Origin of the sequence: Xanthomonas sp. WHRI 1810A, from assembly GCF_040202885.1 — a bacterium.
Classification (GTDB): Bacteria; Pseudomonadota; Gammaproteobacteria; order Pseudomonadales; family Pseudomonadaceae; genus Aquipseudomonas.
Window position 1 is genome coordinate 169,063 of record NZ_JBEGED010000010.1, and the last position, 24,202, is coordinate 193,264.

Here is a 24,202-nt window from a genome sequence, read left to right on the forward strand (position 1 = left end):
ATGCCCCTGAATGCCAAGGTGGGAGGTTGAATATGCAAGGTGCGTCGTTACGTCAGCAGCCACCCGCTCCTAACCGCAAGCCGGTGCCGCGTGGCGCCAGCCGGATGGTGGCCAAGGAGCCGGTCGTGCGACGCTCGCCCGCCGCCAGCTTGGGTTTCCTCAAGGTTCTGTTCTGGCCGGTGTTGCTGGTCGTGCTCGGCTTCGGCACCTACGAAGCGGCCCAGCGCCTGCTGCCATATGCCGACCGGCCGATCTCGCGCATCAACGTGCAGGGCGATCTGAGCTACGTCAATCAACAAGCGGTGCAGCAACGCATTGCGCCGTACGTGGCGACCAGTTTCTTCTCCATCGATCTGGCCGGCATGCGCACCGAACTGGAGCAGATGCCATGGATCGCCCACGCCGAAGTGCGTCGCGTCTGGCCTGACCAGGTGGTGATTCGCCTCGAAGAACAACTGCCGGTGGCCCGCTGGGGCGACGCCGCTTTATTGAATAACCAGGGCCAGGCGTTCACGCCGCGTGAGCTGGCCCACTACGAACACCTTCCGCAGTTGTTCGGGCCTCAACGGGCTCAACAGCAGGTGATGCAGCAGTACCAGAATTTGAGTCAGATGTTGCGCCCCATGGGCTTCTCCATCGCTCGTCTGGAGTTGCGTGAGCGGGGCAGCTGGTTTTTGACCACCGGTGCAGGCGCATCGGGTCCGGGTATCGAGCTGTTGCTTGGCCGTGACCATCTGGTTGAAAAAATGCGCCGCTTCATCGTCATTTACGACAAGACGCTTAAAGAACAGATCACGAACATTGCGCGTGTCGACCTGCGTTACAGCAACGGCCTTGCCGTCGGTTGGCGTGAACAGGGCGCAGCGCCAACGACGGACAAACCCGCCGTCGCGAAGAATTGATAAGAGGCAGGACCCATGGCAAACGTGCAAAGCGGCAAAATGATCGTCGGATTGGATATCGGCACCTCCAAAGTGGTGGCGCTGGTAGGCGAAGTCGCGGCTGATGGCACCCTGGAAATCGTGGGCATCGGCACCCACCCGTCACGCGGCCTGAAGAAGGGCGTGGTGGTGAACATCGAATCGACGGTGCAGTCGATCCAGCGCGCCATCGAAGAAGCCCAGCTGATGGCCGGCTGCCGCATTCACTCGGCGTTCGTCGGGGTGGCGGGCAGTCACATCCGCAGCCTGAATTCCCACGGCATCGTCGCCATTCGCGACCGTGAAGTGAGCGGGGCGGACCTGGAGCGTGTCCTCGATGCCGCCCAGGCCGTGGCGATCCCGGCGGACCAGCGCGTGCTGCACACGCTGCCGCAGGACTACGTCATCGACAACCAGGAAGGCGTTCGCGAGCCACTGGGCATGTCCGGCGTGCGTCTGGAAGCGAAGGTGCACGTGGTGACCTGCGCGGTGAACGCGGCGCAGAACATCGAAAAATGCGTGCGTCGCTGCGGTCTGGAAGTCGACGACATCATCCTGGAGCAGCTGGCTTCGGCGTACTCGGTCCTGACCGACGACGAAAAAGAACTGGGCGTCTGCCTGGTGGACATCGGCGGCGGCACCACTGACATCGCGATCTTCACCGAGGGCGCTATTCGCCACACGGCCGTGATCCCGATTGCCGGCGATCAGGTCACCAACGACATCGCCATGGCCTTGCGCACACCCACGCAGTACGCCGAAGAAATCAAGATCCGTTACGCCTGCGCACTGGCCAAACTGGCCGGCGCCGGCGAGACCATCAAAGTGCCAAGCGTGGGCGACCGTCCACCGCGCGAGCTGTCCCGTCAGGCCCTGGCTGAAGTGGTCGAGCCGCGTTACGACGAGCTGTTCACCCTGATTCAGGCCGAACTGCGTCGCAGCGGCTACGAAGATCTGATTCCGGCCGGCATCGTGCTGACCGGAGGTACCTCGAAAATGGAAGGCGCGGTCGAGCTGGCCGAAGAAATCTTCCACATGCCGGTGCGCCTGGGCGTGCCGCATAGCGTCAAAGGGCTCGCGGACGTCGTTCGCAACCCGATCTACTCAACTGGCGTCGGCCTGTTGCTGTACGGACTGCAAAAGCAGTCTGACGGCATCTCGCTGTCCGGCCTGACCGGCTCCAGTAGCAGTTATAGCGATGAACCTAAGGCGCCCGTGCTTGAACGCCTCAAGCGCTGGGTGCAGGGGAATTTCTAAAGTTTCAAAAGTGGTAGGCAGGCAACAGGCGTTAAAAAAACCAGAGAAGTGAAGGAGAGGGAAAATGTTCGAGCTCGTAGACAACATCCCACAAAGCCCGGTAATCAAAGTTATCGGCGTTGGTGGCGGCGGCGGCAACGCGGTCAATCACATGGTCAAGAGCAACATCGAGGGCGTTGAGTTCATCTGCGCCAACACCGATGCTCAAGCGCTGAAAAACATCGGCGCGCGGACCATCCTGCAACTGGGCACAGGCGTGACCAAAGGCCTCGGCGCCGGCGCCAACCCTGAAGTCGGCCGTCAGGCTGCACTGGAAGATCGTGAGCGCATTGCAGAAGTGCTGCAGGGCACCAACATGGTGTTCATCACCACGGGCATGGGCGGCGGTACCGGTACCGGTGCTGCACCGATCATTGCCGAAGTGGCCAAGGAAATGGGCATTCTCACCGTTGCGGTGGTGACCCGTCCGTTCCCGTTCGAAGGCCGCAAACGCATGCAGATCGCCGATGAAGGCATCCGCATGTTGTCCGAAAGCGTTGACTCGTTGATCACCATTCCCAACGAGAAACTGCTGACCATCCTGGGTAAGGACGCCAGCCTGCTGTCGGCTTTCGCCAAGGCTGACGATGTATTGGCCGGTGCCGTTCGCGGTATCTCCGACATCATCAAGCGCCCGGGCATGATCAACGTCGACTTCGCCGACGTGCGCACCGTGATGTCCGAAATGGGCATGGCGATGATGGGTACCGGCTGCGCAAGCGGTCCGAACCGTGCACGTGAAGCCACGGAAGCGGCCATCCGCAACCCGTTGCTCGAAGACGTGAACCTGCAGGGTGCTCGCGGCATTCTGGTCAACATCACTGCCGGTCCTGACCTGTCTCTGGGTGAGTACTCGGACGTGGGTAGCATCATCGAAGCGTTCGCTTCCGAGCACGCCATGGTCAAGGTCGGTACCGTTATCGATCCGGACATGCGTGACGAGTTGCACGTGACCGTGGTTGCCACCGGCCTGGGCGCGAAAATCGAGAAGCCTGTGAAGGTTATCGACAACACCATGCAGACTACTCAGTCCGCACCGTCGCAGCAGCACAGCGCGCGTCAGGAACAGCCTGCGGTGAACTACCGTGATCTGGACCGTCCGACCGTGATGCGCAACCAGGCACACGCCGGGGCTACGGCAGCGCAGAAAATGAATCCGCACGATGACTTGGATTATCTGGATATTCCAGCCTTCCTGCGTCGTCAGGCTGATTGATGAGTTCTATCAGGGGTATAAGGGTGATTGGTGTTCAGCAAAGGCGAGGTCTGATATCATCGCCAGCCTTTGTTGATACTAATTCGCGATATGCGCTGAAGCGGCCAATGCCATGATTAAACAACGCACCCTGAAGAATATTATCCGTGCCACAGGTATCGGCCTGCACTCGGGGGAAAAGGTATACCTGACCCTCAAACCTGCGCCTGTGAATACTGGCATTGTGTTTTTCCGTACCGACCTCGATCCGGTCGTGCAGATCAACGCCTTTGCAGAGAACGTTGGAGACACCACGCTTTCAACCACTCTGTTCAATGGTGATGTAAAGGTCGATACGGTTGAACACTTGCTCTCGGCGCTGGCTGGCCTTGGCATTGATAACGCCTACGTTGAACTCTCTGCCTCCGAAGTTCCAATCATGGATGGTAGCGCAGGTCCCTTCGTATTCCTGATTCAATCGGCGGGCCTGGAAGAACAGGACGCGCCGAAGAAATTCATTCGTATCCTGCAAGAAGTCTGCGTCGAGGACGAAGGCAAGTTTGCCAAGTTCGTGCCGTTCGAAGGGTTCAAGGTGAGCTTCGAAATCGATTTCGATCACCCGTTCCTGAAAAACCATACACAGAGCGCAAGCGTCGATTTCTCAAGCACTTCGTTCGTTAAAGAAGTGAGTCGCGCGCGTACGTTCGGCTTCATGAAAGACATCGAATATCTGCGCAAACACAACCTTGCGCTCGGCGGCAGCGTGGCGAACGCTATCGTCGTGGACAAGGATGGCGTGTTGAACGAAGACGGCCTGCGGTATGAGGACGAGTTCGTCAAACACAAGATTCTGGATGCCATCGGTGATCTTTACCTGCTGGGTAACAGCCTGATCGGTGAGTATCGCGGCTTCAAGTCGGGACACGGTCTGAACAATCGTCTACTGCGCGCCTTGATCGCCCAGAAAGACGCTTGGGAAGTCGTCACCTTTGAAGATGCAAGCACGGCGCCGATCTCTTACATGCGCCCGGTTGCGGCGGTGTAAACAGCCTCTCTTCCTTGTTTTGTTTTTTTAAAGCCACCTTCGGGTGGCTTTTTTTATGGGCGGGATTTGAAGAGTCTGTAGGAGCGAACTTGTTCGCGAACGCGTCTGTACATTCAATACAGAGGTATCAGACCCACCACCTTCGCGGGCAAGCCTCGCTACAACAGGCGTCAGGCTTTAGGTTTGGCGTGGGCCGCGAGTCGTTCCAGTGCCGCCTTGAGCTTCGGGTCGCTGATGCCTTCGGCCGTGGCCTGGATACTCTCGGCGGCGGTGACTGACAAATCCATCGTATGACCGGCCGCGCCGCGCTGCACCGTCGGTGGCTGCACCTTGAACAGAATCCGCGTCAGGCTGCTGAATTCCTCGAACGCCAGCAACTGGCGTTGCAGCCGCTTCTGTTGATAGCGAAGGCGCGTCGCCCAATGTCCATCGGTGACGATCAACAACAGGCTGCCTTCGCGCCACGACGCCACATGACAGTGTTCGCGGGCTGCCGGTTGCAACTGACTTTCGAGCAGGCGTTGCAGATGACCCAGGCGCTGGGCATGACTGAAAATGGCTTTGAGGGGCTTCGCTTCGCGCAACAGGACAGCCGGTGCGCGTGCCGTTAAAGGACGAAATGCCATTTGGGGTGCCTCGCAGAACAAGGCGCCATGGTATCAGAAAGCGAACTTTTACCCCGGTCAGTCTGGGCGTTCGACGCATTTGCGCGCTTTAACAATGAATAAAGATTAATAAAAGTTCTCGGCGTCACGGGTTGAAGTCGCTCAAAAAGACCCTATTGTAATTCTGCCCCGTAACAGCGCTGTGCCAGCATCGTGGAATAACGCCACTTTCCTCACCACCATTTCCGGGTAGAATGCTCGTTCGCATGCGGCCATGAGGGCTGCACGGGCGACTCACGGGGCCGCCCTCCATCTCTATGTGTGGAAGATCCTGTCGATATGTTTGCGCCTTTGTTAAAGAAACTCTTTGGAAGCAAGAACGAGCGCGAAGTAAAGCGCATGCTCAAGACGGTTCAACTCGTCAATGCCTTCGAAGAGAAAATGGTGGCCCTTTCGGACGAGCAATTACGTGCCAAGACCGATGAGTTGAAGGCCCGCTTAGCCAAAGGTGAGACCCTCGATAATTTGCTCCCGGAAGCCTTCGCGGTGGCACGGGAAGCCGGTAAACGCGTCATGGGCATGCGTCACTTCGACGTTCAGCTCATCGGTGGCATGACCCTGCACGAAGGCATGATTGCCGAAATGCGTACCGGTGAAGGTAAAACCCTGGTGGCGACACTGGCGGTTTATCTCAACGCGCTGTCCGGCAAGGGCGTGCACGTTGTGACCGTGAACGATTACCTCGCTCGCCGTGACGCCAACTGGATGCGCCCGCTCTACGAATTCCTCGGCCTGACCGTGGGCGTCGTGACGCCCTTCCAGCCGCCTGAAGAAAAGCGCGCGGCCTACGCCTCGGACATCACCTACGGCACCAACAACGAATTCGGTTTCGACTACCTGCGCGACAACATGGCGTTCAGCATGGAAGACAAATTCCAGCGCGAGCTGAATTTTGCCGTGATCGACGAAGTCGACTCCATCCTGATCGACGAAGCGCGGACGCCGCTGATCATCTCCGGCCAGGCCGAAGACAGCTCCAAGCTGTACACCGAAATCAACAAGCTGATCCCGAAGCTGGAACAGCACATCGAAGAAGTGGAAGGCGTGGTGACCAAGCAAGGTCACTTCACCATCGACGAGAAGTCCCGTCAGGTCGAGCTCAACGAATCCGGTCACCAGTTCATCGAAGAAATGCTCACCGAAGTCGGCCTGCTGGCTGTCGGCGAGAGCCTGTATTCGGCGCATAACCTGGGCCTGCTGACTCACGTCTATGCCGGTCTGCGTGCGCACAAACTGTTCAACCGCAACGTCGAGTACATCGTTCAAGACGGCCAGATCCTGCTGGTCGACGAGCACACCGGCCGTACCATGCCGGGTCGTCGTCTGTCCGAAGGCCTGCACCAGGCCATCGAAGCCAAGGAAATGCTCAATATCCAGGCCGAGAGCCAGACGCTGGCATCGACCACTTTCCAGAACTACTTCCGTCTGTACAACAAACTGTCCGGCATGACCGGTACAGCCGACACCGAAGCGTTCGAATTCCACCAGATCTACACCCTGGCCGTGATGGTCATCCCGCCGAACAAGGCGCTGGCGCGTAAAGACTTCAACGACCTGGTCTACCTGACCGCCGAAGAGAAGTACGCCGCCATCGTCACCGACATCAAGGCCTGCATGGCCGAGAATCGTCCGGTGCTGGTGGGTACCGCGACCATCGAAACCTCCGAGCACATGTCCCGCCTTTTGGTAAAGGAAGGCATCGAGCACAAGGTTCTGAACGCCAAGTTCCACGAAAAAGAAGCCGAGATCATTGCCCAGGCCGGTCGTCCCGGTGCGCTGACCATCGCCACCAACATGGCCGGTCGCGGTACGGACATCCTGTTGGGCGGTAACTGGGAAGTTGAAGTTGCCAGCCTCGAAGACCCGACCCCTGAGCAGATTGCGCAGATCAAGGCCGACTGGCAGAAACGCCATCAGCAAGTGATCGAGGCGGGCGGTCTGCACGTGATTGCGTCCGAGCGTCACGAATCACGCCGTATCGACAATCAGTTGCGTGGTCGTGCGGGTCGTCAGGGTGACACCGGTTCGAGCCGTTTCTACCTGTCCCTGGAAGACAGCCTGATGCGCATCTTCGCCTCTGACCGGGTGAAGAACTTCATGAAGGCGCTGGGCATGCAGTCCGGCGAAGCGATCGAACACCGCATGGTGACGAACGCCATCGAGAAGGCTCAGCGCAAGGTCGAAGGCCGTAACTTCGACATCCGCAAGCAGTTGCTCGAGTTCGATGACGTCTCCAACGAACAACGTAAAGTGATCTACCACATGCGCAACAGCCTGCTGGCTGCTGACAACATTGGTGACACCATTGCCGAGTTCCGCGAAGACGTCCTCGACGCCACCATCACCTTGCACATTCCGCCACAGTCGCTGCCAGAGCAGTGGGATGTTGCCGGTCTGGAAGCCGCGCTGAACACCGATTTCGGCGTCACGCTGCCGATCCAGCAATGGCTTGACGAAGACGACCACCTGCACGAAGACACCCTGCGGACCAAACTCCTGGAAGCCATCATGTCGGCTTACAACGAGAAGGAAGACCAGGCGAGCGCGGATGCCTTGCGCAGCTTCGAGAAGCAGATCCTGTTGCGCGTCATCGACGACCTGTGGAAAGACCACCTGTCGACGATGGATCACTTGCGCCACGGTATCCACCTGCGTGGCTACGCGCAGAAGAACCCGAAGCAGGAATACAAGCGCGAGTCGTTCACCCTGTTTCAGGAACTGCTGGATTCGATCAAGCGCGACACCATCCGTGTGTTGTCGCACGTTCAGGTCCGCCGCGAAGACCAGGCCGAGGAAGAGGCGCGTCTGCGTCGCGAAGCCGAAGAACTGGCCCAGCGCATGCAGTTCCAGCACGACGAAGCACCGGGTCTGGATCAGCCGCAGGCGTTGCTGGCCGAAGACGGTGAAGACGTCGCGGTGGCCTCGGTTCCCGCTCGTAACGACCAGAAGCAAGGTCGCAACGAGCCGTGCTGGTGTGGTTCGGGCAAGAAATTCAAGCATTGTCACGGTCAGATCAATTAAGCGAATCGGTGCGCGATTGCACCCGCTGAACTGACAGACACATCACGCCGCGACCGGCTTACCCGTCGCGGCGTTTTTCAATCGATCGAGTCGTGCTGGCGCGCTGCCAGACGGCACAGGTAATTCTCAAGGAGCGCACTTCATGGCTGTTGGTCTTGGTCCTTTGCCGACGCTGCACCCGGTTCCCGGTTTTGAACTTGGCATTTCTTCTGCCGGCATCAAGCGCCCTGGGCGCAAAGACGTTGTCGTCATGCGCTGTGCCGAAGGTTCCAGCGTGGCAGGCGTGTTCACCCTCAATGCGTTCTGCGCGGCGCCGGTGATCCTGGCCAAACAGCGCACCCAGGGCACCGTGCGCTATCTGCTGACCAACACCGGCAACGCCAACGCCGGCACCGGCAAGCCAGGCTTGTTGGCGGCTGAGCGGACCACGGCCAAGCTGGCTGAATTGACCGGCGTCACTGCCGACGCGGTGCTGCCGTTCTCCACCGGTGTGATCGGTGAGCCGCTGCCGGTGGAAAAGATCGAAGGCGCGCTGCAAGCCGCCCTCGACGATCTGTCGGTCGATAACTGGGCTGCCGCCGCCACCGGCATCATGACCACTGACACGCTGCCCAAGGGCGCGAGCCGTCAGTTCCAGGTCGATGGCGTGACCGTCACCGTCACGGGCATCAGCAAAGGCGCGGGCATGATCCGCCCGAACATGGCGACCATGCTCGGCTACATCGCCACCGACGCCAAAGTGTCCCAGAACGTGCTGCAGGACCTGATCCGCGACGGCGCGAACAAGTCCTTCAACCGCATCACCATCGACGGCGACACGTCGACCAACGACTGCTGCATGCTGATCGCCACCGGTCAGGCTGATCTGCCGGAAGTCACCGAAGCCCGAGGCCCGCTGTTCGACGCCCTCAAGCGCGCAGTGTTTGACGTGTGCATGGAAGTCGCCCAGGCCATCGTGCGTGACGGCGAAGGCGCCACCAAGTTCGTGACCGTGGAAGTGAACGGCGGCGGCAATCATCAGGAGTGCCTGGACGTTGGTTACGCGGTGGCGCATTCGCCACTGATCAAGACCGCACTGTTTGCCTCCGACCCGAACTGGGGCCGAATCCTGGCCGCTGTCGGCCGTGCGGGCGTGCCGGATCTGGACGTCAGCAAGATCGACGTGTACCTGAGCGGCGTGTGCATCGCCAGCGAGGGTTGCCGTGCCACGACCTACACCGAAGAGCAGGGCGCGGCGGTGATGGCTGAAGAAGAGATCACCATCCGCATCGAGCTGGGTCGAGGCGATTGCAGCGAAACCATCTGGACCACCGATTTGTCGCATGAGTATGTGAAGATCAACGCGGAATACCGCACCTGATTGATGTTGGAGCGAGGCTTGCCCGCGAAGGGAGCGACACGGTACGACGGACATACCGAGGCGTTAACTTCGCGGGCAAGCCTCGCTCCAACAGACGTTCACTGATCCTGTAGGAGCCAACTTGTTGGCGAAAGATTGAAGCGGTGTGTCAGCTTCGCGAACAAGTTCGCTCCTACAGGGGGCCGACCACAGACTGGAGCCACACCATGAGCCTGCACCTGATCATCGGCGACAAACGCTACTCTTCCTGGTCCATGCGCCCGTGGCTGGTGCTGGAAATGATCGGTGCGCCGTTCACCGACCAGATCATCCGCCTCAACCAGCCCGACACCCGCTCCCTGATCCTCGAGCATTCACCCACCGGCAAAGTCCCGGCACTTCAGTGCGAACACGGGACCATTGTCGATTCCCTGGCGATCTGCGAATACCTGGCGGAGTTGTTTCCAAAAGCCGATCTCTGGCCGCATGACGTAGCGGTGCGGGCTCAGGCACGTTCTGCCTGCGCCCAGATGCACAGCGGCTTTGGCAGCCTGCGGGCGAACATGCCAATGGATTTGCGTCATGACCAGGCGCTGGAAGTGATTCCGGTGGAAACCCAGGACGACATAGAGCGTATCGTTGCGCTGTGGGCGGAGTGCCGTGCGGTGGCTGCCGAGCCGGGCCCGTTCCTGTTTGGCACGCCGAGTATCGCGGACGCTTTTTTTGCGCCGGTCGCGGTTCGCTTGCGTACCTACCGCGTCGAACTGCCGGTCGAAGCGGCAGCCTATGTTGAAACCATTTACCAATGGCCTGCCTTCAAGCGCTGGCAGCAGGCCGGTCTGGAGGAAGGTTGATCGTGAAACGAGTCCATGTCGCCGCGGCGGTCATCCGAGGCGCCGACGGCAAAATCCTCATCGCCCGCCGTGCCGACACGCAGCATCAGGGCGGGTTGTGGGAGTTTCCGGGGGGCAAGGTCGAGCCTGGCGAAGCGGTCGAGTCGGCCTTGGCGCGTGAGCTGCTGGAAGAACTGGGCATCGTGGTCACTGCTGCGCGACCGCTGATCAAGGTCTCCCATGATTATCCGGACAAGCAAGTGCTGCTGGATGTGTGGGAAGTTTCTGCATTCACCGGCGAACCCCACGGCGCTGAAGGTCAGCCTTTGGCTTGGGTGTCGAGCCGGGAATTGATCGAATACGACTTTCCGGCAGCCAATCAGCCCATCGTCGCCGCTGCACGCTTGCCAAGCGAATACCTGATCACGCCGGACGGCCTGGACACCCCGCAGTTGCTGCAGGGCATTCAGCGCGCCATCGCGGCTGGGGCCAAACTGATTCAGCTGCGCGCGCCCAACGGGTACGACCCCAAGTACCGCGACCTGGCGGTGGACGCCGTTGGGTTGTGTGCGGGCAAGGCGCATTTGTTGCTCAAGGGCTCATTCGAGTGGCTGGGAGACTTCCCGGCGGCCGGATGGCATGCGACATCGGCGCAGCTGCGCAAACATGCTGCGAACGGGCGACCGCTGCCGGCTGATCGCTGGTTGGGGGCTTCCTGCCATAACGTTGAAGAGTTGGCCCTGGCCGAGCAGATGGGCGTGGATTTCATCACCCTGTCCCCGGTGCAGCCGACCCAGACCCACCCCGACTCGCAGCCGCTGGGATGGGAACGGGCCAGTGAGTTGATTCAGGGTTTCAGCAAACCGGTGTTTCTGCTGGGCGGGGTAGGGCCGAATGATCGTCAGCGCGCATGGGAAATCGGTGCCCAAGGCGTCGCCGGGATTCGGGCGTTTTGGCCTGACGCCTGACAGTGTTCGTTCCCATGCTCCGGTGGGAACGATCAAAATCCCGTTGGAGCGAAGCTTGCCCGCGAAGTTGACGATGTGGAGTCACCTGACACACCGCGTCGCTTACTTCGCGGGCAAGCCTCGCTCCAACAGGTTAAGGGCTCGCGCAACGTACGGCGAGTCACTCAGGTTTTTTGGCCGCTTCCCATAATATTTCCGCAATCCCCTGACGCCGCGCGATCAGCCGTGCCGCGACAAACAGCAAATCCGACAGCCGATTGATATACGCCAAACCCACCCCGGCCAATGGCTCCACCGCGTTCAAATGCTGACAACGCCGCTCTGCGCCCCGGGCCAGGCTGCGGCAGACATGCGCCTGAGCGATCAGCGTTGAACCGCCGGGCAGGATGAAATTCGTCAGGGGCCCCAACTCTTCGTTCCACAGGTCAATGGCGGCTTCCAGGCGTTCGATCTCCTGGGCGTTGAGCGCCTGGTATTCCGGCATCGCCAGCTCGCCGCCCAGATCGAACAGCCGGTGCTGACACGGCGTCAGCACATCGATCACTTCCTGCAAACCGGGCGTTTGCGGCAGCTCATCAACGAGCCCGGCAAGCAGCAGACCCAACTGACTGTTGAGCGTGTCTACGTCGCCCATCGCTTCTACGCGCGGATGGTCCTTCGGCACGCGACGGCCATCGCCCAGACCGGTTTCGCCGGTGTCGCCCGTGCGTGTGTAAATCTTCGACAAGCGAAAACCCATGGTGAAATCTCCTGGTTACAACGGACTGATGACCTGAGTGGGCGCGCTGATCTGGCTACCGGCCAGCGGCAAACGCAGGGTGAAGCAGGTGCCTTGTCCGACGCTGGACTGCACCTCCATCTGGCCCTTGTGGTTGTTGGTGATGATGAAATACGAAACCGACAGGCCCAGACCTGTGCCCTGGCCGATTTCCTTGGTGGTGAAAAACGGCTCGAAGGTGCGTTTGCGCACGCTCTCCGACATGCCGATGCCGTTGTCCTCCACATGAATCTCCGCCCACGGCGGGTTCAGTCGGGTGCGCAGGGTAATACGCCCCGGCTCGCTGTCATCGGGCCGTTGATGAATCGCCTGGGCCGCGTTTTTCAACAGGTTCAGCAGCACCTGTTCCAGCTCGTTGGCCGTGCCCGGCACCGGTCCGAGGTCAGGGTCGAACTGACGGATGATGTTCTGGCCCTTGAAGTCGAAGCCGATGGTCAGGTCAAAGTCGCTGCTGGCGATTTCCACCGCCTGGTCGATCAGCGCAGGCAGATCGCACGGCGCCATCTGCCGATTGCTGAGGCGGCTGAAGCTGAGCATGTGGCTGACGATCTTCGCGGCCCGCGTCCCGGCCTGTTGAATGCCGTCCAGCAGCTTGGGGACTTCCCGCGCGGTGAGGTACTGATTGATGACGGCCAGTTCTACGCCGTCCTGCTCGGCTTGCTCCAGATTCTTCGGCAGATCGGGCGACAGTCGCCGACGAATGTTCTGCACGTTGTGCAGGATCGCGCCCAGCGGGTTGTTGATCTCATGGGCCATGCCGGCAGCCAGGCCACCCACGGACAACATTTTCTCGGACTGGACCATCATCTCTTCCAGCGACAGCCGCTGGGTGATGTCATCGATGCGGATCACCGCGCCACGCCCGGCGCCGCCGGTGAGGGGGTAAAACGTCAATGCGTAATGCCGGGATTCGTCGCCCTTGACCCACGTCACCCGCTCGATCTTGGTCACGGTGTGCCGTTCGACGGTTTGCTTGATCTGCGGCAGAAACGACTTCATCGGCGGGAAGGCCAGGAAAATCGGCTGGTTCAGGGCCTCGTCCAGCGGCGTTCCGGAAAGCGCGCCGGCCTCCTGATTCCACTGCGTGACGTACAGCTGTTCGTCCAGCGCAATCAGCGCCGAGGGCATCGAATCGATGATGCTGTTGAGGTAATTCTGAAAGCCGGTGAGCTTTTTCTCGATTTTGCTGCGCACCTGGACTTCCAGCTCCAGCTTGCGGTTGGTGTGGCGGGTTTCCTCGGCCAGCCCCTGCGCCTGATCGTAGGCTTGCTGGGAATCGTCCCGGGCGCGCTTGAGCTGCTGCTCGCGGGCTTCCATGCGTGACAGCATGGTGTTGAAGGCCTCGGCGAGGCTGCCGATCTCGTCGTGATTGCCTGGGCCTGCACGCAGTGCGTAGTTTTCTTCGCGGGTGACCCGACGGGAAAGGTCTTCAAGCTGATAGATCGGCTCGGTGATGAAGCGCCGGATCTGCCGCGCCACGCCTGCCCACAGCAGCACGCTGAAAATCAGAATGCCTAGGCTGGCGGTGAGGGTGCCGGTGTAGAACGCGGTGGGCAATTCGCTGCTGGCCACCAGCAGTAAATGGCCGGGCGCGCTGCCGGGCTTGGGCACGGGGATCACTTGGGTGTTGCGAAACTCGGTGATGCGCCAGGTTTCCAGGTTACGGAAATGGTCCGGCAGCCGAAGTTTGTCGCCTTGCTGGACCTGCGCCAGGCGGTTGCCTTCGGAGTCGTACAACGCCGCCGCGCGCAGCGGGCCGTAATTTTTCAGTTCCTTGAGCAGGGCCTGACCGTTGGCGGCGGACTCCAGCGCCTGCGCGGACAGGCCAGGGTTGCTGATCAATCGGCCAATGGTCTGCAGCGCCTGTGGCGCCATGGCTTCCTGAGAAATGTAATACGCCGCGCTGATGAACGTCAGATTCGCCACCACCAGCACCGTGGTGAGCAGGACCAGCAAGGCCGCCAGCAGCTTTTGACCGACCGGCAGGTTTTCCAGGCGTTGGCGCAATGGCATGAGGCGGTATCACTGGCAGACAAAGGAGCAGGCAGGGTAGCGCTGTTCAGTTCGCGCGCAAACCCGCGCCGCGAAATTGCGCGTCAGTCGCTGCGCAGCCCGCGAGCCTCGAGGTGTGCGATCAGGCGATCACGCAACAGGTTCAGCGCCGGTACCGGACACTGATGACGCTCTGCCGCGGCACACGCATAACCCAGCAGGTAGCTGATCTCGGTGCGGCGCCTTTGGGCGACGTCCTGATGCATGGAGGAATAATTGGCGGCTGTCGCCTGAATCACCCGCACGACCTCGGCATGCAGGTCGACCGCCGCTGCCGGCTGACCGCAACATTCCAGCAGTCGGGTCAGCTCGGCGCAGAGCGTTGCCACTTCGTCATCGTGGGCCAACAACCCGCCGTTGCGACAGTCATGCAGCACCGTCAGCGGATTGATCGCGCAGTTGAGGGCCAGCTTGCGCCAGAGGCGGGTGAGGATGTCAGGAGTCCATTCGTGGGTGATGCCCGCAGTTCGCAGCTCATGCAGCCAGTGAGGCGGCACCTGATCGGTCGAGTCCCCCAGCCAGTTGAAGCCTTGGCCGGCAAACACCACGCTGAAGTCCCGATCGCGAAAGGCGCCCTCGGTACTGGAGATCGGCACGCACCGAGCCGTCGGCACGCAAGCGGCCACTGCGTCCTGACTGCCCAGCCCGTTCTGCAGCAACAAGATGTCCGCAGCAGGGCAAAGGCGTGCCGCCACGCTGGAAACGGCGTGCTCTGCCTCGTACGCCTTGCAGGCCACCAGCAATCGTTCAATGGGCGCGTCGGTGTGTGGGATTTGCGCCGCAATCGCGTAGGTTTGGCGCTGACCCTGTTCATCCAGCGTCAGCCCGCCTGCCGCCTCGTACGCTGCCAATCTCGCGGCATCCCGCACGATTAGCCGAACCGGAAAGCCTGCGCGAAACAGTCGGGTCGCCCACAGCGTGCCGAGACTGCCCGCACCCAGGACGTGCCAGGTATTGGACATCAACGCCTGCGCCGCAGGCAGGCGATTGACTGTGAAATAAAGGAAACCGACATCGACATCACAGGCTCACAGTGAACGTAGGAAAAGTCTCGTTATAATGATGCGGCTTTCATAACGTCAAGTCAGGCGCGCTCCCTCTGCATCCCCGAGCCGCGCCGTTCAATTGGAGAATTTACATGCCCTCGTTCGACGTAGTGTCGGAGCTGGATAAACACGAAGTCACTAATGCCGTCGATAATGCCATGAAAGACCTGGATCGTCGGTACGACCTCAAAGGCAAAGGCAGCTTCGAGTTCAAGGAAAAGGACTTGATGATCAACCTGACCGCCGAGGCCGATTTTCAGCTGGAGGCCATGGTGGAGATCCTCAAGCTCGCGCTGGTCAAGCGCAAGATCGACGTGCAATGCCTGGAAGTCAAAGACGCCTTCGGTTCCGGCAAGCTGATGAAGCAAGAAGCCACGCTCAAGGAAGGCATCGACAAAGAGCTGGCCAAGAAGATCGTCGCCCACATCAAGGACGCCAAGCTCAAGGTCCAGGCCGCCATTCAGGGCGAGCAGGTGCGCGTCACCGGCAAGAAGCGTGACGATCTGCAGGAAGCGATGGCCCTGCTGCGCGGTCACGAATTTGGCATGCCGCTGCAGTTCAACAACTTCCGCGACTGATCGCCGCAATCGGCCAGCCCCGCCTGTTTACCGGGAACCTACGGGTTTGACGGGCGTCGGAGGGCTGAGCCTGACCGAAATGATGACGGCGCAAGCGTTGTTGTTTCGGTCTTTCGTTTTGCGAGCAAAAGGAGACATCGATGGAGTTGAACCTGGAAAATCAGGTGGATCATCTGGTCAAGGCGTCCGAGGCCTGGATCCCGATGATCATGGAATACGGCAGCCGCGTGCTGCTGGCACTGGTGACGCTGACCATCGGTTGGTGGCTGATCAACCGACTGACCAGCAAAATCGGTGCGTTGTTGGCATTGAGGCATGCAGACCTTGCGCTGCAGGGGTTCATCAGTACGCTGGCCAACATCATCCTCAAGATCCTGCTGATCGTCAGCGTGGCGTCGATGATTGGCGTGGAAACCACCTCCTTTGTCGCGGCCATTGGTGCTGCGGGTCTGGCCATCGGTCTGGCGCTGCAAGGCAGCCTGGCAAACTTCGCCGGGGGGGTGCTGATTTTGCTGTTTCGCCCGTTCCGCATCGGTGACTGGATCGAAGCCCAGGGCGTTTCCGGGACCGTCGACACCATCCAGATTTTCCATACCGTGTTGCGCACCGGCGACAACAAGACCGTGATCCTGCCCAACGGCAATCTGTCGAACGGCATCATCACCAACACCAATCGCCAACCGACACGCAAGATCACGTTCGATGTGGGCGTGGATTACGAGGCTGACCTCAAGCAGGCGATGCAGGTACTGCTGGACATGGCCGATGATCCGCGCATCCTGCAGGACCCGGCCCCGCAGGCCGTCGTGGCAGCCCTGGGCGACAGTTCGATCACGGTGTCGTTGCGGGTCTGGACCAAGACCGGCGATTTCGGCGACGTGTCCAACCGCTTCAACGCCGAAGCCCGTGACCGCTTGCGTGCGGCCAACATCGACATCCCGTTCCCGCAGCGGGTGATTCGAGTGGTGCAGGAAGACGCCGCGCAGAAGTAATCGCGACAGCAACAATCAAAAGGCCCTGGCTTGTGAAAGCGCGGGGCCTTTTTGTTTGCCCCTCGCCCCCCTGTAGGAGCTGACGAGCCCGTGCGAGGCTGCGATGCGGTGTGTCAGACAAATTGCATCGCAGCCTTTGGCGGCTCGTCAGCTCCTACACGTTCGCGTCGCGCTCGCTCAGGGCTGCTCACTCACCGGCGTCTGCGTCGGCAGTGCCTTGGCGGCTTCGATGAGCCGCTCCTTGCGCGCCTCCTGCATCCAGTGCAGCGCAATCATCAGCAACGTCGGCACGCCCATCAATGCGGTGGCCAGGAAGAAGTTGTGGTAGCCGAGCTTCTCCACCATGACCCCCGAGTAACCGCCAATCAGTCGCGGCAGCAATAGCATGATGGAGCTGAGCAGCGCGTATTGCGTGGCCGAAAACTTGAGGTTGGTCAGGCTCGACAGGTATGCCACGAATGCTGACGTCGCGAGCCCCGAACTGAAGTTATCCAGCGAGATCGTCACGACCAGCATCTTCAGGTTCGGGCCCATGTCGGCCAGCATCAGGAACAGCAGGTTGGTGGACGCCGACGTCACACCGCCAATGAACAGAATCGGCAGGATGCCGAAGCGTACGATCAGCAAACCGCCGAAACCGGCACCGGCCAGGGTCATGATCAAGCCGAAGATCTTGCTGACGCTGGCGATCTGGTCCTTGGTGAAGCCCTGATCGATGTAGAAGACGTTGGCCATCACGCCCATCACCGTGTCGGACATGCGATAGGTCGCGATCAGCCCCAGCAACAGAAATGCCTGCCAGCGGTAGCGCAGGATGAAGTCGTTGACGGGGGTGAGCACCGGCGCCAGACCGCGACGGCCGATGGACGACAGGCACAGCGTGGTCAGCAGGGTGTAGAGGATGGCCCGCAGGAAGGCGCGGTCTTCCATCAACAGGTCTTTCCAGGTCGTGCCTTCGAACAGCACGCTGGCAAAGTCAGTGTTGTAGAGCTGAGTGAACATCGCCGGCACGGATACCAACAGGATTATCAGCACGAACACCGACGCCAGTTGGTGGATGAAGCCATAGCGCGCGGCAGACAGCTGTGTGCGCAACGGCACCGCCGGTTCGCGCATGATCAGTGTGGTGACCAGCGCGGGCAGCATCAGCAGGCCGAACAGCACATAGGTGCCCGTCCAGGCGGAGTGCTTGTAGGCGAAACCGGTGGAGCCGAAGCCTTCGGCGAAGTACAAGGCACCGGCAGTCGCCAGCAGGGCCGCGACGCGATAACCGGCCATGTAGCTGGCGGCGAGCGTGGCTTGTTGACTGTCGGAGGCGATTTCCAGGCGGTAGGCGTCGATGGCGATGTCTTGAGTGGCGGACGAAAACGACACCACCACCGCAATTGCGATCAGCCAGGACAAGTGCTGCTGCGGGTCACAGAAACCCATGCCGATCAGGCCCAGGACCACCAGTGATTGCGACAGCACCAGCCATGAGCGGCGACGCCCGAGCCGCCCGAGCAGGGGCAGACGCCATTGGTCGAGAAGGGGCGACCAGACCCATTTGAAGGCATAGGCAAGACCGATCAGGCTGGCATAACCGATGGTCTCGCGAGCGACACCGGCTTCGCGCAACCACACTGAAAGCGTTGAAAAGACCAACATGTAAGGCATGCCCGCGGCAAATCCGAGTAGCAGCAATACAAGTGTCGAAGGGCTGGCATATGCGGCGAGCGCGGCGCGCCAGGTTTTGCGGGGCATGGGCTGGAATCTGCCTCAGGTTACGAAAACAAAGGGCGCACTCTAACCGTTGTGCTCTGTCGGGCGCCAGCCATGGCGTTGCATATCTACCCGATTGTTATGGATATTCACGCCTTCTGCCCTCAAACGGGCACGTTGCTCGTCACCTGAGACCGTCCCGAGCTGCAGACTGAGTTTGCCACCGGCGCCGACCACCCGATGCCACGGCAGGCTAGAGCCTTCCGGCAGCTGGCTGAGCGTCCGCCCGACGAAGCGTGCCGCTCGTCCTAAACCCGCCAGATCAGCCAGTTGCCCATAGCTGACAACCTTGCCTTCCGGCACTTGATGCAGGGTCAGGTAAAGCGCCGTTTTTCGGGCTTGTGCGGCCGATTGACCGCTGGGGTCGTCGGAGGTTGGGGGCAGTGAGGTCACGCGTTCGTTCCTGATTGAATGCTGAATAGGAATTTTCGATAAGGAACTAGGGAGCTTTCCTACGGTCTGTGACTGCTGTATTGGTGGTCCCTGGATTGCCTAGACGTTATCCACCCGGATAATGCCCGATTTTTCGCAAACACGAGCCTTGTCGCCGCCTATGCTTTACAGAACCTTGTTGTGCCTTGCTGTTACCAGCGCTTCCACTCCCTTGCTTGCCGACACCGTCTGGTTGAAAAACGGCGACAAGCTTACGGGCACCATCAAGGTCTTCGACGGCGGCAAGCTGCTGTTGAACACCAAGTACGCCGGTGATATCCCGCTGGACTGGAAAGAGATCAAGACGCTGGAAAGTGACCAGCATCTGTTGGTCAAGCAGGACGCCTACAACGGCGAAATTTCCAAGTCGTTGCAAGCGGCGGATGACGGCAAGGTCACGCTGGCCAACGGCGACGCGCCCAAGACAGTCGAACTGGCCAGCATCCAGCAGATCCTCAAGCCTAAGCCGGTCGTCACTGATCTGGTGTGGAAAGGCAATATCGATGCCGCGCTGGACTTCCAGCGTGCTGAAAACGATACCGACGACTACAACATCGCGTTCAAGACCACGGCGACCCACGGCAAATGGCGTCACAACGCCAAGGGCGAGTACAACCGCGAATCCCAGGACCAGTTGACCACCACCAATAACTGGGAAGTGGAATACTCGGTTGACCGTTTCTTCACCGACAAATGGTTCTGGGACGGTCGCGTCACGTACAAGCGCGACACCATCGAAGACCTGGCCCGCCAGCGCGTGGTCGGTACCGGTCCTGGCTACCAGTTCTGGGATGACGAACTGGGCGCGTTCAAACTGGGCGCCCTGATCAACCGCACTGACTTCGAATATTCCAACGGCGAGAAGGACAACTTCTACTCGGTCGCGGGTACGTGGGATTACAACCGCTACCTGATCGGTAAGAAGGTCGAGTTCTTCACCAACGGCGAAGTGGGCAAGCCCCTCAGCGGCGTGGCGGACTACAGCCTCGAAAGCGAAGTCGGATTGCGCTACAAAGTCACCGAATGGGCCTCGCTCAACGTCAAGGCCGAGAAAGACATCATCAGCGGCTCGTCAGACGGCGACCTGGACCGCACGCGCTACACCGCAGGTTTTGGTGTGGCCTGGTAACTGATTTCACGCATACCTTCGATTCGGCTTGCTTGGGTAGGAGCTGACGAGCCGCCGAAGGCTGCGAAGCGTTGGGCCAGTCGATGATTATTCGTCGCACGTGCCCCCGGCTCGCAGCCTTCGGCAGCTCGTCAGCTCCTACAAAAGCAATGAGCCCTGCGCCTGTATCTGGCACCCACCCACGATAACGCTTATCGTATCTGCACCTCGCTCGGCACATGCCAGCGCCTCTTTCCGCGTTCGCCGGATTCACTGTTCAGGAGCCTCCCATGAGCGCCAAAGCTGCCCGGCAAGCCCGAGAGCTGTTGCTTAAGGAATACCGCGGCGTCCTCTCGACCCATTCCAAATCGATGCCGGGTTTTCCCTTCGGTTCGGTGGTGCCGTATTGCCTTGATGACCACGGACGTCCGTTGATCTTGATCAGCCGCATCGCCCAGCACACCCATAACCTGCTCAACGACAGCAAATGTTCGTTGCTGGTGGGGGAGCGTGAAGCGGAAGATGTTCAGGCCGTGGGGCGTGTCACGGTCATGGCCGAAGGGGTGAAGGTGACCGATGAGGCGGCAATCGAAGCAGCCGCCCAGCGCTACTACCGCTATTTCCCTGAATCGGCCAGCTACCACAGCGCCCACGATTTCGATTTCTGGGTGCTGGCGCCGGTGCGCTATCGCTTCATCGGCGGGTTCGGCGCGATCCATTGGCTCGACGATGTGGCCTTGGCCAATCCGTTTGCCGGTGCGGCCGAGACCAGCATGGTCGAGCACATGAACGAAGATCACACCAAAGCCATCGCGCACTACGTCAGCGTGTGCGGATTGCCCGAGACCGAACCTGCAACACTGGTCGGCGTCGACAGCGAAGGTATGCACCTTCGCATCGGTCATGGCCTTTACTGGCTGGCATTCAGCGAGCCCTGTCATACGCCGATACAAGTGCGCCAAGCCTTGGTCCAGCTGGCTCACGCCCAAAAATGGCCGACGCGCGACGCCATTGAGGCTTGAATTCACGAGCTTGCGACGTCATTTAAGGTGTATTGGCAGTCACTTCTGCGTCGAGGAATGTATTTGATGCGCGTTTTTCTGGTTCTTTTTTTGCTTTTTCCGGTGCTCGAGCTGTTCGTGCTGGTGAAAGTCGGCATGTCCATTGGCTTTCTCGCGACGTTCCTCCTGGTCGTCGGCGGATCGATGCTGGGCTTGTTTGTGATCCGGGTTGCCGGGTTTGCGACCGCATTGCGTGCGCGCGAAGCGTTATCGCGGGGCGAGCTGCCCGCGCAACAGATGATGGACGGCCTGATGATGACGGTGGGTGGCGGTCTGCTGCTGTTGCCGGGGTTCATCAGTGACGTGTTGGGCTTGATCTGCCTGATGCCGTTCACCCGTAAGGCGTTGGTGGCCAAGGTGCGTCAACGCGCTGAAAATTCAGCCATGCGTCGCCGTGCGTTCGCCGATGACCCGGTCGCTGATGTCTCCACGCCCCCTGGCGCCGGTCGTCCCGGTGCGCGCAAGCCGGACGTGATTGAAGGCGAAGTCATCGAAGGCGAGTTTGAACATCGCGATAAGTGATGACCCATCCCTGACTGCGCGGCACCTTCGGGTGCCGCGCTTGTTTTCAGGGCCCTGCGTGTCACAAAAATTTTCTGCCGTGGCCTTGTAATCAGCTCGTACGCCCTTATGTATGGGTCACCGCAAGGTTTCTGGCGCGTTTCGCCAGACCGTATTCTGCGGTTCGCTCGCGAACCGTAACCGGCAAGCCCGGATGTTTTAACCCGCCGGTGCTGACACCGGGCGTTCAAAAACCATAATCAGGAGATCGACAATGAAGCTTCGTCCTCTGCATGACCGCGTCGTAATCCGTCGCAGCGAAGAAGAAACCAAAACTGCTGGCGGCATCGTTCTGCCAGGTTCGGCCGCTGAAAAGCCTAACCGCGGCGAGATCCTCGCTGTGGGTACAGGTCGCGTCCTGGACAACGGTGAAGTACGTGCGCCGGCCGTGAAAGTGGGTGACAAAGTGGTGTTCGGCCCTTACTCCGGCAGCAACACTGTGAAAGTAGACGGCGAAGACCTGCTGGTGATGAGCGAGAACGAAATTCTCGCAGTCGTCGAAGGCTGAGTGATTCCCGCGCATTTCCCGTTACTACAAAGTATTTAAGGAATATCGATCATGGCTGCTAAAGAAGTTAAGTTCGGCGACGTTGGCCGTAAAAAAATGCTCGCCGGTGTAAACGTCCTGGCTGACGCAGTAAAAGCAACGCTGGGCCCGAAGGGTCGTAACGTCATCATCGAGAAAAGCTTTGGCGCTCCGCTGATCACCAAAGACGGTGTGTCGGTTGCCAAGGAAATCGAACTCAAAGACCGTTTCGAAAACATGGGCGCGCAGCTGGTCAAAGACGTTGCCTCCCGTGCCAACGATGACGCAGGCGACGGCACCACCACTGCAACCGTTCTGGCTCAAGCCATCGTCAACGAAGGCCTGAAAGCCGTCGCTGCCGGCATGAACCCGATGGACCTCAAGCGCGGCATCGACAAGGCGACCATCGCCATCGTTGCTGAGCTGCGCAAGCTGTCCAAGCCGTGCACTGACACCAAGGCGATCGCCCAGGTCGGCACCATCTCGGCCAACTCCGACAATTCCATCGGCGACATCATTGCCGAAGCCATGGAAAAAGTGACCAAAGACGGTGTTATCACCGTTGAAGAAGGCACAGGTCTGGAAAACGAACTGTCGGTTGTTGAAGGCATGCAGTTCGACCGCGGTTACCTGTCCCCGTACTTCATCAACAAGCCGGACACCATGGTTGCCGAGCTCGACAGCCCGCTGTTGCTGCTGGTTGACAAGAAGATCTCGAACATCCGCGAAATGCTGCCTGTTCTGGAAGCAGTGGCCAAAGCCGGCCGTCCGCTGTTGATCGTTGCCGAAGACGTTGAAGGCGAAGCCCTGGCGACGCTGGTTGTGAACAACATGCGCGGTATCGTCAAGGTTGCAGCCGTCAAGGCTCCAGGCTTCGGCGACCGTCGCAAGGCCATGCTGCAGGACATCGCTGTCCTGACTGGCGGCACCGTGATTTCCGAAGAAATCGGCCTGAGCCTGGAAACCGCTACCCTGGAACACCTGGGTAATGCCAAGCGCGTTGTGCTGAACAAAGAAAACACCACCATCATCGACGGTGCTGGCGTTCGTACCGACATCGACGGTCGTATCGCTCAGATCCGTCAGCAGATCGGTGACACGTCTTCGGATTACGACAAAGAAAAACTGCAAGAGCGTCTGGCCAAGTTGTCCGGCGGCGTTGCAGTGATCAAGGTCGGCGCTGGTTCCGAAGTTGAAATGAAAGAGAAGAAAGCCCGCGTTGAAGACGCCCTGCACGCCACCCGTGCAGCCGTTGAAGAGGGCGTGGTACCTGGCGGCGGCGTGGCACTGGTTCGCTCGCTGCAGGCAATCTCCGAACTGCGCGGCGACAACGCTGACCAGAACGTAGGTATCGCTCTGCTGCGTCGTGCAGTTGAAGCGCCACTGCGCCAGATCGTTGCCAACTCCGGTGACGAGCCAAGCGTTGTGGTCGATAAGGTCAAGCAGGGTACCGGTAACTACGGTTACAACGCTGCCACCGGCGAATACGGCGACATGATCGAGATGGGTATCCTGGATCCGGCTAAAGTGACGCGTTCGGCGTTGCAGGCTGCGTCTTCGATCGCCAGTCTGATGATCACTACCGAAGCGATGATTGCTGACGTGGTTGATGACAAAGGTCCAGCTGGCGGCGGTATGCCAGACATGGGCGGCATGGGTGGTATGGGCGGCATGATGTAAGCCAGCCTTACCCCGATGTTAAAAAACCCCGCTTCGGCGGGGTTTTTTTATGGGTGTGCGCAACGCTGCGGTCCCTTGTAGGAGCAATCGGAGGTTACGACGGTCGCGATGCGGTCTACCTGACACGCCTCGGATTTGGTCGGTGTGTATATCCGTTATCGAAGGTGTTGCTTACATCGGTTCCGCCCTTACGGCGGGTCACTTTTCTTTCGGGAAAAGTAACCAAAACCATTGGCTCCCGGTTTGGCCCTCCTTCGTCGGGTTCCCTCACTCCGGCGACGCTCCGTGGGCACGCGCCGAACGGACATCCATGTCCTGGCGGCGCTTACCGGGCATCCATGCCCG

At 60.0% G+C, this 24,202-nt stretch carries 21 protein-coding genes; 15 read left to right on the top strand and 6 right to left on the bottom strand.

Annotated elements, in window-relative coordinates; genetic code table 11:
• The first annotated feature begins 32 nt into the window (after positions 1–32).
• The 4 genes from ABQX22_RS16435 (at position 33) to lpxC (ending at position 4,456) form a co-directional block, all read left to right on the top strand.
• Positions 33–902, top strand: coding sequence for a cell division protein FtsQ/DivIB (locus ABQX22_RS16435; RefSeq protein WP_349800964.1), 870 nt, complete (start codon positions 33–35; stop codon positions 900–902).
• A 15-nt stretch (positions 903–917) separates the two neighbouring features.
• Positions 918–2,177: a cell division protein FtsA gene (gene ftsA, locus ABQX22_RS16440; RefSeq protein ID WP_349800918.1), complete on the top strand. Its 1,260-nt coding sequence runs from the start codon at positions 918–920 to the stop codon at positions 2,175–2,177.
• Between the two features lie 64 nt (positions 2,178–2,241).
• Positions 2,242–3,432 (top strand): cell division protein FtsZ, encoded by a 1,191-nt coding sequence (ftsZ, locus tag ABQX22_RS16445; protein WP_349800919.1) that lies wholly within the window; start codon positions 2,242–2,244, stop codon positions 3,430–3,432.
• A gap of 112 nt (positions 3,433–3,544) precedes the next feature.
• Positions 3,545–4,456, top strand: coding sequence for a UDP-3-O-acyl-N-acetylglucosamine deacetylase (gene lpxC, locus ABQX22_RS16450; RefSeq protein WP_349800920.1), 912 nt, complete (start codon positions 3,545–3,547; stop codon positions 4,454–4,456).
• Positions 4,457–4,626: 170 nt separating this feature from the next.
• Here the strand turns inward: lpxC and ABQX22_RS16455 are convergent, their stop codons facing one another.
• Positions 4,627–5,082, bottom strand: a complete 456-nt coding sequence (locus ABQX22_RS16455; RefSeq protein WP_349800921.1) for a DUF721 domain-containing protein — start codon at positions 5,080–5,082, stop codon at positions 4,627–4,629.
• Positions 5,083–5,400: 318 nt separating this feature from the next.
• Between ABQX22_RS16455 and secA the strand changes: the two genes are divergently transcribed.
• The 4 genes from secA to ABQX22_RS16475 all read left to right on the top strand — a co-directional run bounded on the left by secA (position 5,401) and on the right by ABQX22_RS16475 (position 11,282).
• Positions 5,401–8,142, top strand: coding sequence for a preprotein translocase subunit SecA (gene secA, locus ABQX22_RS16460; RefSeq protein WP_349800922.1), 2,742 nt, complete (start codon positions 5,401–5,403; stop codon positions 8,140–8,142).
• Between the two features lie 142 nt (positions 8,143–8,284).
• Positions 8,285–9,502, top strand: coding sequence for a bifunctional glutamate N-acetyltransferase/amino-acid acetyltransferase ArgJ (gene argJ, locus ABQX22_RS16465; RefSeq protein ID WP_349800923.1), 1,218 nt, complete (start codon positions 8,285–8,287; stop codon positions 9,500–9,502).
• Positions 9,503–9,708: 206 nt separating this feature from the next.
• Entirely contained in the window at positions 9,709–10,335 is a 627-nt protein-coding gene (locus tag ABQX22_RS16470) for a glutathione S-transferase family protein (RefSeq protein WP_349800924.1), read from the top strand.
• A 2-nt stretch (positions 10,336–10,337) separates the two neighbouring features.
• Complete coding sequence (locus tag ABQX22_RS16475) at positions 10,338–11,282, top strand: Nudix family hydrolase (protein WP_349800925.1); 945 nt, start codon at positions 10,338–10,340, stop codon at positions 11,280–11,282.
• 160 nt (positions 11,283–11,442) lie between these two features.
• Here the strand turns inward: ABQX22_RS16475 and ABQX22_RS16480 are convergent, their stop codons facing one another.
• The 3 genes from ABQX22_RS16480 to ABQX22_RS16490 all read right to left on the bottom strand — a co-directional run bounded on the left by ABQX22_RS16480 (position 11,443) and on the right by ABQX22_RS16490 (position 15,074).
• Positions 11,443–12,021, bottom strand: coding sequence for a cob(I)yrinic acid a,c-diamide adenosyltransferase (locus tag ABQX22_RS16480; RefSeq protein ID WP_349800926.1), 579 nt, complete (start codon positions 12,019–12,021; stop codon positions 11,443–11,445).
• A gap of 15 nt (positions 12,022–12,036) precedes the next feature.
• Positions 12,037–14,073: an ATP-binding protein gene (locus tag ABQX22_RS16485; RefSeq protein ID WP_349800927.1), complete on the bottom strand. Its 2,037-nt coding sequence runs from the start codon at positions 14,071–14,073 to the stop codon at positions 12,037–12,039.
• Between the two features lie 83 nt (positions 14,074–14,156).
• The gene (locus tag ABQX22_RS16490; RefSeq protein WP_349800928.1) at positions 14,157–15,074 is read right to left on the bottom strand and encodes a putative 2-dehydropantoate 2-reductase; all 918 of its coding nucleotides are present in this window, start codon (positions 15,072–15,074) and stop codon (positions 14,157–14,159) included.
• 176 nt (positions 15,075–15,250) lie between these two features.
• Here ABQX22_RS16490 and ABQX22_RS16495 point away from each other — a divergent pair, with 176 nt between their 5' ends.
• The gene (locus tag ABQX22_RS16495) at positions 15,251–15,736 is read left to right on the top strand and encodes a YajQ family cyclic di-GMP-binding protein (RefSeq protein WP_349800929.1); all 486 of its coding nucleotides are present in this window, start codon (positions 15,251–15,253) and stop codon (positions 15,734–15,736) included.
• A 140-nt stretch (positions 15,737–15,876) separates the two neighbouring features.
• Complete coding sequence (locus ABQX22_RS16500) at positions 15,877–16,728, top strand: mechanosensitive ion channel family protein (RefSeq protein ID WP_349800930.1); 852 nt, start codon at positions 15,877–15,879, stop codon at positions 16,726–16,728.
• 177 nt (positions 16,729–16,905) lie between these two features.
• On the opposite strand, the gene ABQX22_RS16505 is transcribed toward ABQX22_RS16500, so the two are convergent.
• Positions 16,906–18,471: an AmpG family muropeptide MFS transporter gene (locus ABQX22_RS16505; protein ID WP_349800931.1), complete on the bottom strand. Its 1,566-nt coding sequence runs from the start codon at positions 18,469–18,471 to the stop codon at positions 16,906–16,908.
• 42 nt (positions 18,472–18,513) lie between these two features.
• Positions 18,514–18,882 (bottom strand): MGMT family protein, encoded by a 369-nt coding sequence (locus tag ABQX22_RS16510; protein WP_349800932.1) that lies wholly within the window; start codon positions 18,880–18,882, stop codon positions 18,514–18,516.
• Positions 18,883–19,093: 211 nt separating this feature from the next.
• Between ABQX22_RS16510 and ABQX22_RS16515 the strand changes: the two genes are divergently transcribed.
• The 5 genes from ABQX22_RS16515 to groL all read left to right on the top strand — a co-directional run bounded on the left by ABQX22_RS16515 (position 19,094) and on the right by groL (position 23,857).
• The gene (locus ABQX22_RS16515; RefSeq protein WP_349800933.1) at positions 19,094–20,050 is read left to right on the top strand and encodes a DUF481 domain-containing protein; all 957 of its coding nucleotides are present in this window, start codon (positions 19,094–19,096) and stop codon (positions 20,048–20,050) included.
• Between the two features lie 269 nt (positions 20,051–20,319).
• A complete protein-coding gene (locus ABQX22_RS16520; RefSeq protein WP_349800934.1) occupies positions 20,320–21,051 on the top strand; it encodes a HugZ family pyridoxamine 5'-phosphate oxidase in 732 nt (243 codons plus the stop codon).
• A gap of 66 nt (positions 21,052–21,117) precedes the next feature.
• Positions 21,118–21,612 (top strand): FxsA family protein, encoded by a 495-nt coding sequence (locus tag ABQX22_RS16525; protein ID WP_349800935.1) that lies wholly within the window; start codon positions 21,118–21,120, stop codon positions 21,610–21,612.
• A gap of 253 nt (positions 21,613–21,865) precedes the next feature.
• On the top strand, positions 21,866–22,159 hold the full coding sequence (locus ABQX22_RS16530; RefSeq protein WP_349800936.1) for a co-chaperone GroES: 294 nt from the start codon (positions 21,866–21,868) through the stop codon (positions 22,157–22,159).
• A gap of 51 nt (positions 22,160–22,210) precedes the next feature.
• Positions 22,211–23,857 carry a chaperonin GroEL gene (gene groL / locus ABQX22_RS16535; protein WP_349800937.1) on the top strand — a complete coding sequence of 549 codons (1,647 nt, stop codon included), beginning with the start codon at positions 22,211–22,213 and terminating at the stop codon, positions 23,855–23,857.
• Positions 23,858–24,202: the final 345 nt, after the last annotated feature.